The organism is Pseudomonas frederiksbergensis, from assembly GCF_001952935.1.
GTDB lineage: Bacteria > Pseudomonadota > Gammaproteobacteria > Pseudomonadales > Pseudomonadaceae > Aquipseudomonas > Aquipseudomonas frederiksbergensis.
In genome coordinates this window covers 1176194-1189394 of sequence record NZ_CP018319.1, presented here as the reverse complement: position 1 = coordinate 1189394, position 13201 = coordinate 1176194, and the positions used below count along the sequence as shown (strand labels likewise).

Below are 13201 nucleotides of genomic sequence, written 5' to 3'. Positions count from 1 at the left end.
CCTGACCGCTGGTCTGAAAGGTCGTCAGACCTGTGATTTCTGACAGTAGAGAGGTTCAAAGTTTTATGAAGTGAAACGGGAGAATCACCATGAGGCTCTTGTGGAAAGGATTCTCCAGTTACACGGTGGTCGGGGTCGCCAACACGCTGATTCACTGGCAAATTTTTTTCCTGCTGAGCGTGGGTGCCGGCTTCAGTCAGGCTGTCAGTAACCTGTCTGCCTTCTGCGTTGCCGCCTCGTTTTCCTTCTACATGAACGCGCTGTATACCTTCGAAGCCAAGGCGTCGGTCGGCGGTTATCTTCTATTCTTGGGAGCCATGGGGGCGCTGAGTCTGGGCGTCGGCCATGCCGGTGACGTATGGAGACTTCATGGCCTGCTGACGGTGGCTATTTTTTCGGCGTTGAGCCTGGTGCTGGGCTTTCTGTTTTCAAAGTACGTGGTCTTTCGCAGGCGTAACGCATGAAAGTCTCGCTGATCGTTCCGGTATTCAATGAAGAACAGGCGGTCAGCCTGTTTTATCAGGCCGTGCGTCGCGAGTTGAAGCTTGACCAGACCGAGGTCGAAATCGTGTTCATCAACGATGGCAGTTCCGACCGCACGGCCGAGGAGGTCAAGGCCTTGGCGCAGGCCGATGAACAGATATTGCTGATCAACTTCTCACGCAACTTCGGCAAGGAACCGGCGTTGTTCGCCGGCCTGGAATACGCCACCGGCGATGCGGTGATTCCCATGGATGTCGATTTGCAGGACCCGATCAGCGTCATCCCCCGGTTGATCGACCAATGGCAAAAAGGTGCGGATGTGGTGCTCGCCAAGCGCCGGGATCGCACCGCCGACAGTTACCTGAAACGCCACAGTGCTTCGCTGTTCTACCGGGTGCTGAACCGGATCGCTTACACCCGCATCGAAGAAAACGTCGGCGATTTTCGGCTGATGGATCGCAAGGTGGTCGACGTGATTCGCGCGCTTCCGGAGCATCAGTTGTTCATGAAAGGCGTGCTGTCATGGGCCGGCTTCAACACCGTGGTGGTGGAATACGAGCGCGCCGAGCGAGCGGCAGGCACCAGCAAGTTCAATGGCTGGAAGCTCTGGAATCTGGCGCTGGAAGGCGTGACTTCGTTCAGCACGGTGCCGTTGCGCTTATGGACTTACGTCGGCGGCGGTATTTCGATCTTCGCGGTGCTCTACGCGGTGTACATGGTGCTGGACAAGATTTTCTTCGGCAACAGCGTCCCCGGTTACCCGTCGCTGATGACCGCGATTCTGTTTCTCGGCGGCGTGCAACTGATCGGCATTGGCATCCTCGGTGAGTACGTCGGCCGCATCTACATCGAAGCCAAGCATCGGCCGCGCTACGTGGTGAAAGACATCGTCGGCGGCAAAGACCGGCTCGGGATTTAGCATGGGCCGGTTCAGCGACTTTTTCAGCAAGGAACTCGGGCGTCGGCAGGTCTGGCTGTTTTTTCTGTTGGCGACCTTTGTCTATGTGGTGCCGCTGATCCTTGCGGACTATCCGTATATCGATGACAACTGGCGATCGTTGTCGGCCGGTATGGCTTGGGCGGAGCAGGGGCGGTTGTTCACCGAGTTGCTCTACAACCTGCTGACGTTCAGCGATGCCGCGCCGAACATCTTTCCGCTGCCGCTGTTGATCGCCACGCTGGCCATGGCCGCGGCACTGACCAGCCTGACGTTTCATTACTATCCCCAACCGACAATCGCCTGCTGCCTGGTAACGCTACCGCTCTGGTACAACCCGTTCTTCCTGCAAAACCTGTCTTATCAATACGACGGGCCCGCCATGGCGTTGAGCGTGGTGGCGGTCATCTATGCGACCACCTTTCGTCCCCCCTCGCGCATTCAGCAGTGGCTGGTGCCGTCCTTCCTGGTTGCCTTGGCGATAGGGCTGTATCAGGTGAGTTTCAATGTGTTTCTCGGGTTGTGTTGCCTGGAAGTACTCAGGGCCGCCAATGACAAACTGGCCTGGCCGCAATGGTGCGGGTTGATCGGCTGGAAAATCGCTCAGGCCTTCCTCGGCTGCCTGATTTACGCCGTCAGTGCTTATCCGTTCACTCAGCACAAGCGCACCCTGCTGCTGAACTGGAGCGCGGAGCCGTTGCTGCAACTGCACGTCAACATCGCCAGGGTGCTGGAAAAAGTCGTGCTGCTGTTTCATGGCGGATTTACCTGGGTGTTCGCCGGGTTGTTGCTGTGTGCCATGGCTGGCGCGGTGCGACTGGGGCTCAACGTCGTGGCGCGCCAGGACCGCCCGGCGAACAAAATGCTGATCGGCCTGATCTGCGTGCTGGCATTACCGGCAGTGACCTTACTGGTGTCGGGTATGGCGCTGTTTTTCCGGGACTTCAATGAAGGCGCCAGGACCCTGATGGGCTTCGCGGTCCTGTTGGTGCTGTTGTTCTATTTGAGCCATCTGGCGCTGGCACGAATCCACCAGCGGTTGCCGCTGTTGTTGGTGATTCCGTTGCTGGCGATGCTTTCGCTGTCGTACGCCTACGGGCGCGTGCTGACGGTGCAGAAAGCCTTCGCGGCCAGCGCGCTATTGAGTCTTCAACACGACATCGCGTCGAGTCGACAGCTGCTCGAGGCCAAGCGCATTTACATGTCAGTGACCTATTCCGATTACTGGCTGAGGGGGGCGGCGGGCTCGTTCAAGCAGATGCCGGTGTTGCACTATCTGCTGAACATCGACTTCTTCATGCTGGCCGAGAACCTGCCGAAAGTGGGGATCACCAACGTTGTTGCAGAGAAGGAGCGACGTAACGCGACCCGGGTGGGTTATCAGCACTTTGCGCCGCTGGTGGAGAGCCAGTACTACCGGATTTATCTGATTGGCGATTACGGTTTTATTGTCATGAAAGAGCCCGCGCCGATTAAGAGGCTGCGCTGGTGAAAGGTGAGGGATACGGTTCGCGACGATATCGTCAGATGTGACCTTTGGTCTGAAATGATCACCTACCTGTTATTACTGTCAGTAGACCGCTACAGGGTTGTCACTTAGTTTGAAAGGCACCTGAAACAGGGATATTGGCAGGTGCCGGAATGAAAACGTTATGGAAAGGATTCTGTAGCTACATGGTCATTGGCGTGATCAATGCGCTCATTCATTGGCAGATTTTTTTCGTACTCACCGTCGCCGTCGAACTCAGTCAGGCGATCAGCAACCTTGTGGCGTTTTGCGTCGCCGTCTCCTTTTCCTTTCATGTGCATGCGCTTTACACCTTTGACAGGAAGGCGATGGTGCTGGGCTATCTGTTGTTCAGCGCTGTCATGGGCGTCGTGAGCTATGGCGTCGGACATATCGCAGATCTGTGGCAGGTGCATGGTTTGGTGACGGTGACATCGTCTTGGTTGTTGTACCTGATCGGCGAGTTCTTCTTTTCCAGGTTTGTGGTGTTTCGTGGGTGTGAGTCATGAAGGCGTCTCAGACGCCGATCCGGAATTTTTGGCTCTTCACTGGTAATGGCAGGCATCAGAACGCATCCATCAACACGACAATGCAATCCCTGGCCTGGTAAGCATTGATCTGCGGTACCAGCCGCCGAAAGTGCTCAGACTGGCAATGAGCATCCAGCGCCGCCTGATTCGGCCATTGTTCGACGAAGATAAAGTGCCCGGGGTCTTTTTGATCGACGAACAGGTCGTAAGCGATGCAGTCGGGCTCCAGTCGAGTCTTCTCGACCAGTTCGGCGTACCACGGGCGAACGGTTTCAATGTGTTCGGGTTTGATGAAATCCTGAGCGATGACTTTCAGCATGCTGTCCTTCCTTGGTGTAAAGCCAACCTCCCGATGAGGTTGGCGTTCAATTGTTGTTTACGCGGCAGCCGACTCGTTCGGCTCAAAGCTGTCCGCCCGCGCCATCTGCCACATCCGTGAATAAAACTCGCCATTCACTTCCCCGGTCAGCAATTCCCCCGGTTTCAAGAACACATGCAACTGCGAGAACAGTTTGATCTCGGTCGCCGACATGCGTCGCACCAAATGCTTGGCCGACAATTGCGAAGGATGGTCCAGCCCGGCAGCGGCGAGCATTTCGGCCAGGGCCTTGAGGGTGTTGCGGTGGAAATTGAAGACGCGTTGGGCCTTGTCCGGGACGACGAGTGCGCGTTGGCGCAGGGTGTCCTGGGTGGCGACACCGGTCGGGCATTTGTTGGTGTGGCAGCTTTGCGACTGGATGCAGCCGATGGCGAACATGAAGCCGCGTGCCGAGTTGGCCCAGTCTGCACCGATGGCCAGGACGCTGGCGATGTCGAAGGCGCTGACGATCTTGCCGCTGGCGCCGAGTTTGATTTTGTCTCGCAGGTTCAGGCCGACCAGCGTGTTGTGCACGAACAACAGGCCTTCGCGCATCGGTACACCAATGTGGTCGGTGAATTCCACAGGCGCGGCGCCAGTGCCGCCTTCCTTGCCATCGACCACGATGAAGTCGGGGAGGATGCCGGTTTCCAGCATGGCCTTGGCGATGCCCATGAATTCCCACGGGTGGCCCAGGCAGAACTTGAAGCCCACCGGTTTGCCGCCGGACAGTTCGCGCAACTGCTGGATGAAGTGCATCAGTTCGATCGGAGTGGAAAACGCACTGTGCCGTGACGGCGAGATGCAATCTTCGCCCATCAGGATGCCGCGGGTTTCGGCGATTTCCTGGGTGACTTTGTGCTTGGGCAGGATCCCGCCGTGGCCGGGTTTGGCGCCCTGGCTCATCTTGATTTCGATCATCCGCACTTGCGGCGTCTGCGCTTGTGCCGCGAAGCGTTCCGGGTCGAAACGGCCGTCCGTGGTGCGACAGCCGAAGTAGCCGCTGCCCAGTTCCCAGGTCAGGTCGCCGCCGTTTTCCCGGTGATAGGCGCTGATGCTGCCTTCGCCGGTGTCGTGGGCGAAGTTGCCGAGTTTCGCCCCCTGGTTCAGCGCGCGAATGGCATTGGCGCTGAGGGAGCCGAAGCTCATGGCGGAGATGTTGAACACCGACGCCGAGTACGGCTGCGTGCACTGCGGGCCGCCGACCGTGACCCGGAAACTGCTCGGGTCGCTCAATGGCGCCGGGCGCATGGAATGGCCGATGAATTCGAAACCCGACTGATACACATCGATCAAGGTGCCGAAGGGTTTGTCGGCGCTTTCATTCTTGGCCCGTGAATAGACCAGCGAACGCTGGGCCCGGGAGAAGGGCAGGGCGTCGCTGTCGGACTCGAGCAGGTACTGGCGGATTTCCGGGCGAATACCCTCCACCAGATAGCGGATGTTGCCGAGGATCGGATAATTACGGCGCACCGCGTGAGGGCTTTGCAGCAGATCGAACAGGCCCACGAGGCTTAGGACGCCGGTCACCGCAGTGATCGGCCACAGCCAGTCGTGCGCCAGGAAGGGCAGGCTGATGAGGGTGAACATCACACAGACGGCAAAGAAGGCGTAGCGGCTCAGGAGTGACAGGCTCATACGGTTTCCTTGGGTTCGGACTCAATAGTTTCAACGCAGCAGGGGCATGGATACACACAGATCCCTGTGGGAGTGAGCCTGCTCGCGATTGCGGTGGTTCAGTCGACATCAATGCTGAATGAAAGACCGCAATCGCGAGCAGGCTCGCTCCCACAGTAAAAAGCACTCCGCGTTGTAATCAGGCATTTTGGGCCTGGAGAAAAATAGAAAACAGCTCTGACTGGGATTTGATCCCCAGTTTGCTGTACATGTGTTTCTTATGGACTTTCACGGTTTCGACAGAGATTTCCAGCTTGCGGGCGATTTCTTTGCTGGAGCAACCGCTGAGCATCAAGCGCCCGACATCCAGCTCCCGGGAGGTCAATTGCGCGCCTTTGAGTTGTTGCACCGACGCTTCCAGCTGCACCCGCCAGTCAACTTGCGGCGGTGCGGGCGCGAGGGCCACGGTTTCATTGATTTCGTAAGGCAGGCGCTGGCGCAACAGGCCGAGCACCCAGGGCTGGATCAGCGACAGCAAGGCGATCTGCTGGCCGCTGAAACGCTGCTTGCTGCCCAGTGACAGGCACAACGTGCGGTCGCCTTCGAGTTGGCAATTGAACTGGATTTCATCGGCCACCACATTCAGACGAAAGTAGCGCTGGTAATACTCGGTCAGTTCGAAATGCTCCGGCGCCACTTCCGACAGGCGATAGAGCCCGGTGCGCGACTGCTCGCGACAGGCGATGTAGAACGGATCGAGCAGGTACAAACCGCGCAGGTAGTCCTGGAACAACTGATCGGGACTGCCGTCCGCGCCCGGGCATTCGGCAAACACTTGCGGGTGCTGATCGGCGCTGAAAAGCAGCGCCACCCAGCTGTCGAAGGTCACGTACTGATCCAGTAACCGGACCAGTTGCGTCCAGAAATTGGGCTTGTCCAGGGCGTCGATCAGTTGCCCGACCGAGCGGTGCCACGCGATGTCGTCTAACGAGAGTGTCATGCCTCTACCCCTATCGGGTTACCCCACCGGCGTGATTTTCCGGCCGGTGGCTTGCTGCGCATACTGGCGCACAGACACCGACCGAGCAATCTTTCTGCCAGCCTGGTCAAGAACAAGGAATACCCATGAAAGTCGAACTCGCCCAATTGGCGGGCCGTGACAACGACACGGCTTACAACCTCGAACGCGCGCTGAAGGCGATAGCGGGCTGTGCTGCCGATACGCAGCTGATCGTGTTTCCCGAAACCCACCTGATGGGCTTCCCGACCCTCGAAGCGCTGGCCGAGACCGCCGAACCGCTGGACGGCCCGACCGTCAGCGCGGTGCTGGCCGCGGCCCGTGAACGCCAGATCGCCGTGGTGATCGGCATGGCCGAGAACGACAACGGCTGCTTCTACAACACCACGTTGCTGATCACCCCCGAAGGTATCGTGCTGAAATATCGTAAGACGCACCTCTGGGCGTCGGATCGCGGAGTGTTCGAGGCTGGCGACCGTTACGCGACGTGTGAGTGGAACGGCGTGCGGGTCGGCCTGCTGATTTGCTACGACATCGAATTTCCGGAAACCGCTCGGGCCCTGGCGCAATTGGGTGCAGAACTGTTGATCGTCACCAACGGCAACATGGACCCTTACGGCTCGACCCACCGCACCGCAATCATGGCCCGCGCCCAGGAAAACCAGGCGTTTGCGCTGATGGTCAACCGGGTGGAAGAGGGCGATGGCGGGTTGGTGTTCGCGGGCGGCAGTGCGCTGGTGGATCCGCTGGGGACTTTGCTGTTCGAGGCCGGGCGGGAGGAGGGGCAGTTTGCAGTGGAGCTGGACCTGACTCAGCTGACGGCGGCGCGGCAGGATTATCGGTATCTGGATGATCAGCGGCTGCGGTTGCCGGGGGAGGTTGTCGAGCATGCCTCTGGATTGCGGGAGCTGCTGATTCCTAAAAACTGAAGAAGACCGATCGTTCCCACGCTCTGAGTGGGAATGCCTCAACGGACGCTCCGCGTCCGCTTTTGGGACGCGGAGCATCCCGGGCTGCATTCCCACGCGGAGCGTGGGAACGATCATGCAATACCCGAAATTTAGCGCCGAACTCGGCTCTGCCATAAATCCAATAAATTCGGAGTAGTCGCTCATGGCTCATTTGCAACGCACCCTGTCATTGGGTTCGGTGGTGCTGTTCGGCATCGCCTACATGACGCCGATCATCGTGCTCGGCACCTTTGGCATCCTCGCTCAATCCACCGCCGGCATGGTCCCGGCCGCTTACCTGGCAGCGCTGGTGGCGATGTTTTTCACCGCCATGAGTTACGGCCGAATGGCCGCGGCGTTTCCCGTCGCCGGCTCGGCCTATAGCTATGTGCGCAAGGCGATCAGCCCGAAACTCGGTTTCATCGCCGGTTGGGCCGTGCTGCTCGACTATCTGTTCCTGCCGATGGCGATCTGGCTGATCGGCGCGGCCTACCTCCATTCTGCGTTCCCGGCCGTGCCGCAGTGGATCTGGGTGCTGGCGTTTATCGGCATCACCAGCGCGATCAACATCGTCGGCCTGAAACTGGCCAACGGCATCAACGCGTTACTGATGCTGGTGCAGTTCCTGGTGCTGATCGCCTTCGTGGCGCTGTGCGTTCATTACGTCGGCGGTGATGCGAGCACGCCGTTGTGGTCGGTCAAACCGTTCTTCAACGGTGACATGCAGATGCCGCTGATCATGAGCGGTGCAGCCATCGCCTGTTATTCATTCCTGGGGTTCGACGCGGTCAGCACCCTGACCGAAGAAACCCGCGACCCACGCCGCACCATCCCGCGAGCGATCATGCTGATCACCCTGATCGGCGGGCTGATCTTTGTCGGTGTGTCGTACTTCGTGCAGATCGCGCATCCGTCGTTCCAGTTCGACAGCGTCGACTCGGCGGCCTATGAAATTGCCCGCAACATCGGTGGTGACCTGTTCGTGTCGATCTTCCTGATCGGCCTGATCGTCGGCCAGTTCGCGTCAGGCCTGTCGGCGCAGGCCAGCGGCTCGCGGCTGCTGTTCGCCATGGGCCGTGACGGCGTGCTGCCCAAATCGTTCTTCGGCACCTTGCATGAACGCTTTGGCACGCCGCTCAACAGCATCCTGCTGTGCGCCGCAGTCGCTTTGTTGGCGCTGAAACTGGACGTCACCACCTCGACCTCGTTCATCAACTTCGGCGCGTTCCTGGCGTTCAGCCTGGTGAACCTGTCGGTGATCTTTCACTACTGGATTGGCGGTGAGCACAAAGGGCTGCGCGAATTCGTGTTGTTCCTGCTGTTCCCGTTTATCGGTCTGGCGGCGGATTTGTGGCTGATGGTCAGCCTCGATCACCTGGCGATCTATCTGGGCCTGAGCTGGCTGGCGATTGGCGTGGTGTACCTGGCGGTGCTGACCGGCGGCTTCCGTCGCCAGCCACCGGAGATGGATTTCCAGGAAGCCACATAATTGCCTGACTGCTAAAGAACCTGTGGGAGCGGGCTTGCTCGCGAAGGCGGAGTGTCAGTCTCTATTAATGTTGACTGACACTCCGCCTTCGCGAGCAAGCCCGCTCCCACATTTTGATTGGCGTTCAGCCTGCCAGTTTGGATTGGTGAATCGGCAACTGGACCCGAAACGTGGTCCCCACGCCAACCTCACTGCGCACCGTAATATCCCCGCGATGTTTTTTCACGATGCCATAGGACAGGGACAACCCCAGCCCCGTCCCCTGGCCCACCGGTTTGGTGGTGAAGAACGGGTCGAAGATTTTTTGCAGGCACTGCGGCGCGATGCCGGCGCCGGTGTCCGCGACTTCGATCCACACCGTCTGCGCTTCAAGCCCGGTGCGCAAGGTGATGGTGCCGCGCTCCGGGCCGATGGCCTGAGAGGCGTTGACGATCAGGTTCATGATCACCTGATTGATTTGCGAAGGCAGGCATTCGATGTCGGGCAGGTCCTGGTATTCCTTGATTACATCGGCCTTGTACTTGAGTTCGTTGGCGACAATGTTCAAGGTCGATTCGATGCCCTGTTGCAGATTGGCCCACTGCCATTCCTGATTGGAGTCCACCCGGGAGAAGTCCTTCAGGTCCTTGACGATCTGCCCGACCCGGTTGATGCCGTCCTTGGATTCCTTGATCAGCAGCGGAATGTCCTCGCGCAGGAACTCCAGCTCGACCCGTTCACGCAGTTGGTGCAAACGCTCGACGAGGTCGCTGGAGCCGATCGCCTCTTCCGCATCCCGATAGGCGTCGAGCATTTCCTGCAGCTGTTTGAAGTAGCCGTCCAGGGTACCGAGGTTGGAGGAAATGAAGCCGATGGGGTTGTTGATTTCATGGGCGACGCCGGCCGCGAGTTGCCCCAGTGAAGCGAGTTTTTCCGATTGCACCAATTGGGTTTCCAGCTGTTTGCGCTCGTCGATTTCCCGCTGCAATTCGACGCTGGCGTCGGTGAGCTGGCGGGTTCGGCGCTCGACCATCTGACCCAGATGGTCCATCTGTACGCTGGCCCGTTCGGTCATGTCCCATTTGGTCAGCAAGGTATTGGCCATCTGCTGGACTTCAATGTTGTCGAACGGTTTTTTCAGAATCAGCAGCCGGTCATGCGCTTTCAAGCGGTCCAGCAGTTCATCCCAGGAATAGTCGGAGTAGGCGGTGCACACCACCACTTGCAGGCGCGGGTCGGACTGCCACAAATGTTCGATGGTTTGCGCACCGTCCCAGCCTTCGGGCATGCGCATATCGACGAAGGCCAGGGCGTAAGGGTGGTTTTGCTGCAAGGCTTCGTTCAGTTTGCCCAGTCCTTCCTGACCGCCATAGGCCGAGTCCAGCTCGAACAGTGCACGGGTTGATTTCACTTCGTTGCCAAACAGCGCGGATTCCATCTCGTCCAGTTCGGCGGTCTGCTCCGGCAGGGGGGTGAGAATCTTGCGGAAGTCCACGTGAATCGAAGGGGTGTCATCGATCAGTAGAATGCGTCGGTTCGAAAGCTCGCTCATGCTTCCTCCGGTACGGTTTTCAGCGGGATCTGCAACGTGAACAGCGCGCCCTTGCCCGGTCCGTCGCTATGGGCGGTGAGGTGGCCATTCATTTCGATAGCGGCCAGGGCGCAGCTGTGCAGGCCGAAGCCGTGGCCTTCCTTGCGGGTCGTAAACCCGTGGGCAAAGATGCGTGTCATGTTTTCCTCGGCAATGCCTTCGCCGTCGTCCTTGACGCTGACTTGCAGGGTCGTGTCTTCGACGATTTTGACCCCCAGGGTCATTTGCCGCGGGCGATTGGTGAGGTCGGACATGGCGTATTTGGCGTTGCTGATCAGGTTGATCAGGATCAGCAGCAATCGGTGTTTGTCACCCATGACCTGTGGCACATCGCCGTATTCCTTGACCACCGTGACGTGGTGCCGGGTCAGGGCGCCGGAGTTCATGCGCAGGGCATCTTCCAGCAATTCGCTGATGTACAGCGGTTCCATCAGGCTGTTGGCGCCCGCGTAGGACTGCTGGGTGGCAACGATGTCCTTGATGTGGTCCACGCTTTTGGTCAGCTGGGCCAGTTCGTCGCTCATGCCTTGTTGTTCCAGGGCTATCGCTTCCACCAGTTGGTTCAGGTAACCCGGTAGCAACTTGCCTTTTGCGTCCTCGGTCAGAAAGGTACCGAGGTCCCCTTGATGGTCGTTGATCAGTTGCATGGCCTTGCCCAGGCCCTGGGTTTTGCTGGCGCGCAGTTTGCGGCTCACCAGGTCGGCTGAAATGTTCACGCTGTTGAGCACGTTGCCGACGTTGTGCAGCACGTTCGTGGCAATCTCGGCCATGCCGGCCTGACGCGCGGTGTCGAGCAGTTCGCTCTGGGTATCCTTGAGTTCGCGGGTGCGTTCTTCAACCCGCAGCTCCAGGTCGTCATTGGCGGTTTGCAGGGCTTTGTTGACGCGATTGATCACCGTGAAGCTGCGCATCAGGTGAATCGCCAGGTACACCAGCAGCAACACCAGCAGCACCGAAAACAACAGCATGTAGAAGTGATAGCGCTGGTCGATCGCATCGGTTTGCTGCTGGTCCGTGTTCAGCAGGTTGGTCATGTCGTCCAGGCGTTGGGCCACGGGAACGGCTTCGATGTTTTCCAGTAACCGATTGACCACCGGTTGTTCACGCAGGATCAGCGCGATGTGGTTGCTCAAGATATCGATCGGGCTGTGGAACTGCTCCGGCAATCGCAGTTTGTTGACCCCCAGTTTGTTCAGCCCGAGCAGGATGTCGGCGGCCTTGTCGTCGGAGGTGACCTGAGCGAACTCCATGCTGCTGAGCAGCAAGTCATAGGTGTCGGTGGCGATGTTCTGCAGTTGCAGTTGGTCGCCATCCACCACCTGACCCAGTTGCCCTTGAATGTCGTCTTCTGCGGTCGGCAGAAATGCCAGCGAGTTGCGCAGCACCGCATTGTGAGACTTGAACCGTTCCACCAGACGGATTTTTTCCTGAATGGCGGCGAGGTAGGCAGCATGGCTTTCACGCCAGATAGGTGATTCTTTACGGCCGTGGCTGGTTTCCATGGTGTCGAACCGTTCCCATAGCGCCGACATCTGGGTAGGCGGTGTGACCAGCGGATCGTAGTTGTGACTGATGGCAATCCTGGCCTTGAGGATCTCGGTCTCCCACTGCGCGTTCAGTTGTTTGATCCGGCCGATCAGGTCCCGGGATTCGGCGTAGGTCGTCGTCTGGCTCGAATTGGATTTGAGGTACAGGAACAGCAACATCGAGGCCAGCAGCACGGCTACCAAACCAAGCAGCATCAGGTTGCGACGGCGGGAAATGTTCATAAGGGCTTGCCTCCCCATTCGCCGGTCAGGGTCTTGAGGAATTTGATGATCAGGGTCTTGTCGTCGTCAGAGGGGTCACGGCCGAGCTGGAACTTGAACATCACGTCCACCGCCTCTTCGAGGGTTTTGGCCGAGCCGTCATGAAAGTACGGCGCGGTCACGGCGACATTGCGCAAGCTCGGCACCTTGAACACATTGCGGTCTTCGTCATCCTTGGTGACCAGATAACGGCCCAGGTCAGACTCGGTGGGATTGCCGCGTCTCTGGAAGTAATCGCCCATGACCCCGAACTTCTGGTACATGTTGCCGCCGATGTTCACCCCTTGGTGGCAGGCGATGCAGCCGTACTCCTTGAAGCGTTGGTAACCGTACTTTTCCTCTCGGGTGAGAATGTCGGTATCGCCCATCAGGTATTGGTCGAAACGCGAGTTGGCACTGATCAGCGTGCGTTCGTAGGCGGCCAGGGCATTTTGCGCATTGTTCATGGTCACGCCGTCGGGGTAGGCGTTACTGAACGAGGTCTTGTAAGCCGGGTCAGCGGACAGCATTTTCACCACGTGTACCCAGTTGCTGCCCATTTCGCTGGGGCTCTGCACCACTTCGTGGATTTGGGTTTCCAGTGTGTCGGCGCGGCCGTTCCAGAATTGCCGGAAATTCAGGCTGGAGTTGAACACGCTGGGGGTGTTGACCGTCACTGGAACGCCGTTGAACCCAATGGAAAACGCCTTGTTGTCGGCTCCGCCGTTTTCCAGTCGATGGCAACTGGCGCAGGACAAGGAATTGTTCACCGACAAGCGTGTCTCGTTGAACAACTGGCGACCAAGTTCGACCCGCAGCGGATTTTGCTGGGGCACCGCCGGCAGTGGTTTGAGCGGTTCATCCAGCGGCGCGGCGCCAGCGCTCAGGCAGAGCCCGAACAACGGCGCCAATAGCAGACGGTGAAAGAAAGGCGACATCTGATGATTCCTTGGCT

Annotated in this window: 12 protein-coding genes and 1 pseudogene; 6 read left to right on the top strand and 7 right to left on the bottom strand. The window is 58.7% G+C overall.

Annotated elements, in window-relative coordinates; translation table 11 throughout:
- Nucleotides 1-89: 89 nt before the first annotated feature.
- From PFAS1_RS05760 to PFAS1_RS05745, 4 genes are all read left to right on the top strand, one after another.
- Entirely contained in the window at nt 90-464 is a 375-nt protein-coding gene (locus PFAS1_RS05760) for a GtrA family protein (protein ID WP_074873995.1), read from the top strand.
- Nucleotides 461-1402: a glycosyltransferase family 2 protein gene (locus PFAS1_RS05755; protein ID WP_076028497.1), complete on the top strand. Its 942-nt coding sequence runs from the start codon at nt 461-463 to the stop codon at nt 1400-1402. Before PFAS1_RS05760 ends, PFAS1_RS05755 begins: the two co-directional genes overlap by 4 nt.
- A 1-nt stretch (nt 1403) precedes the next feature.
- Nucleotides 1404-2912: a glucosyltransferase domain-containing protein gene (locus PFAS1_RS05750; RefSeq protein WP_076028496.1), complete on the top strand. Its 1509-nt coding sequence runs from the start codon at nt 1404-1406 to the stop codon at nt 2910-2912.
- Nucleotides 2913-3061: 149 nt separating this feature from the next.
- Nucleotides 3062-3436, top strand: coding sequence for a GtrA family protein (locus tag PFAS1_RS05745; protein WP_076028495.1), 375 nt, complete (start codon nt 3062-3064; stop codon nt 3434-3436).
- Between the two features lie 55 nt (nt 3437-3491).
- Here the strand turns inward: PFAS1_RS05745 and PFAS1_RS05740 are convergent, their stop codons facing one another.
- The 3 genes from PFAS1_RS05740 to PFAS1_RS05730 form a co-directional block, all read right to left on the bottom strand.
- A complete protein-coding gene (locus PFAS1_RS05740; protein WP_076028494.1) occupies nt 3492-3776 on the bottom strand; it encodes a putative quinol monooxygenase in 285 nt (94 codons plus the stop codon).
- Nucleotides 3777-3833: 57 nt separating this feature from the next.
- Nucleotides 3834-5453: an FMN-binding glutamate synthase family protein gene (locus PFAS1_RS05735; protein ID WP_076028493.1), complete on the bottom strand. Its 1620-nt coding sequence runs from the start codon at nt 5451-5453 to the stop codon at nt 3834-3836.
- A gap of 178 nt (nt 5454-5631) precedes the next feature.
- Nucleotides 5632-6432: a helix-turn-helix transcriptional regulator gene (locus tag PFAS1_RS05730; RefSeq protein WP_076028492.1), complete on the bottom strand. Its 801-nt coding sequence runs from the start codon at nt 6430-6432 to the stop codon at nt 5632-5634.
- 125 nt (nt 6433-6557) lie between these two features.
- On the opposite strand from PFAS1_RS05730, the gene PFAS1_RS05725 reads away from it, so the two are divergent.
- Both PFAS1_RS05725 and PFAS1_RS05720 read left to right on the top strand, forming a co-directional pair.
- Nucleotides 6558-7379 (top strand): carbon-nitrogen hydrolase family protein, encoded by an 822-nt coding sequence (locus PFAS1_RS05725; RefSeq protein WP_076028491.1) that lies wholly within the window; start codon nt 6558-6560, stop codon nt 7377-7379.
- A gap of 184 nt (nt 7380-7563) precedes the next feature.
- Nucleotides 7564-8889 carry an APC family permease gene (locus PFAS1_RS05720; protein WP_076028490.1) on the top strand — a complete coding sequence of 442 codons (1326 nt, stop codon included), beginning with the start codon at nt 7564-7566 and terminating at the stop codon, nt 8887-8889.
- A 124-nt stretch (nt 8890-9013) separates the two neighbouring features.
- On the opposite strand, the gene PFAS1_RS30335 is transcribed toward PFAS1_RS05720, so the two are convergent.
- The 4 genes and pseudogenes from PFAS1_RS30335 to PFAS1_RS05705 all read right to left on the bottom strand — a co-directional run bounded on the left by PFAS1_RS30335 (nt 9014) and on the right by PFAS1_RS05705 (nt 13184).
- Nucleotides 9014-9331 (bottom strand): sensor histidine kinase, encoded by a 318-nt coding sequence (locus tag PFAS1_RS30335; protein ID WP_418329255.1) that lies wholly within the window; start codon nt 9329-9331, stop codon nt 9014-9016.
- Between the two features lie 408 nt (nt 9332-9739).
- Nucleotides 9740-9826, bottom strand: a pseudogene (locus PFAS1_RS30330) (hypothetical protein); the annotation flags it as partial.
- Nucleotides 9827-10416: 590 nt separating this feature from the next.
- On the bottom strand, nt 10417-12228 hold the full coding sequence (locus PFAS1_RS05710) for a DAHL domain-containing protein (RefSeq protein WP_076028488.1): 1812 nt from the start codon (nt 12226-12228) through the stop codon (nt 10417-10419).
- Complete coding sequence (locus PFAS1_RS05705; protein WP_076028487.1) at nt 12225-13184, bottom strand: cytochrome-c peroxidase; 960 nt, start codon at nt 13182-13184, stop codon at nt 12225-12227. Before PFAS1_RS05705 ends, PFAS1_RS05710 begins: the two co-directional genes overlap by 4 nt.
- Between the last annotated feature and the right edge of the window lie 17 nt (nt 13185-13201).

What these genes read in the sequence shown, in the direction of transcription:
- PFAS1_RS05760 (WP_074873995.1), top strand. Translation starts at nt 90, where the DNA reads ATGAGGCTCTTGTGGAAAGGATTCTCCAGTTACACGGTGGTCGGGGTC.
- PFAS1_RS05755 (WP_076028497.1), top strand. Translation starts at nt 461, where the DNA reads ATGAAAGTCTCGCTGATCGTTCCGGTATTCAATGAAGAACAGGCGGTC.
- PFAS1_RS05750 (WP_076028496.1), top strand. Translation starts at nt 1,404, where the DNA reads ATGGGCCGGTTCAGCGACTTTTTCAGCAAGGAACTCGGGCGTCGGCAG.
- PFAS1_RS05745 (WP_076028495.1), top strand. Translation starts at nt 3,062, where the DNA reads ATGAAAACGTTATGGAAAGGATTCTGTAGCTACATGGTCATTGGCGTG.
- PFAS1_RS05740 (WP_076028494.1), bottom strand. Translation starts at nt 3,776, where the DNA reads ATGCTGAAAGTCATCGCTCAGGATTTCATCAAACCCGAACACATTGAA.
- PFAS1_RS05735 (WP_076028493.1), bottom strand. Translation starts at nt 5,453, where the DNA reads ATGAGCCTGTCACTCCTGAGCCGCTACGCCTTCTTTGCCGTCTGTGTG.
- PFAS1_RS05730 (WP_076028492.1), bottom strand. Translation starts at nt 6,432, where the DNA reads ATGACACTCTCGTTAGACGACATCGCGTGGCACCGCTCGGTCGGGCAA.
- PFAS1_RS05725 (WP_076028491.1), top strand. Translation starts at nt 6,558, where the DNA reads ATGAAAGTCGAACTCGCCCAATTGGCGGGCCGTGACAACGACACGGCT.
- PFAS1_RS05720 (WP_076028490.1), top strand. Translation starts at nt 7,564, where the DNA reads ATGGCTCATTTGCAACGCACCCTGTCATTGGGTTCGGTGGTGCTGTTC.
- PFAS1_RS30335 (WP_418329255.1), bottom strand. Translation starts at nt 9,331, where the DNA reads ATGAACCTGATCGTCAACGCCTCTCAGGCCATCGGCCCGGAGCGCGGC.
- PFAS1_RS05710 (WP_076028488.1), bottom strand. Translation starts at nt 12,228, where the DNA reads ATGAACATTTCCCGCCGTCGCAACCTGATGCTGCTTGGTTTGGTAGCC.
- PFAS1_RS05705 (WP_076028487.1), bottom strand. Translation starts at nt 13,184, where the DNA reads ATGTCGCCTTTCTTTCACCGTCTGCTATTGGCGCCGTTGTTCGGGCTC.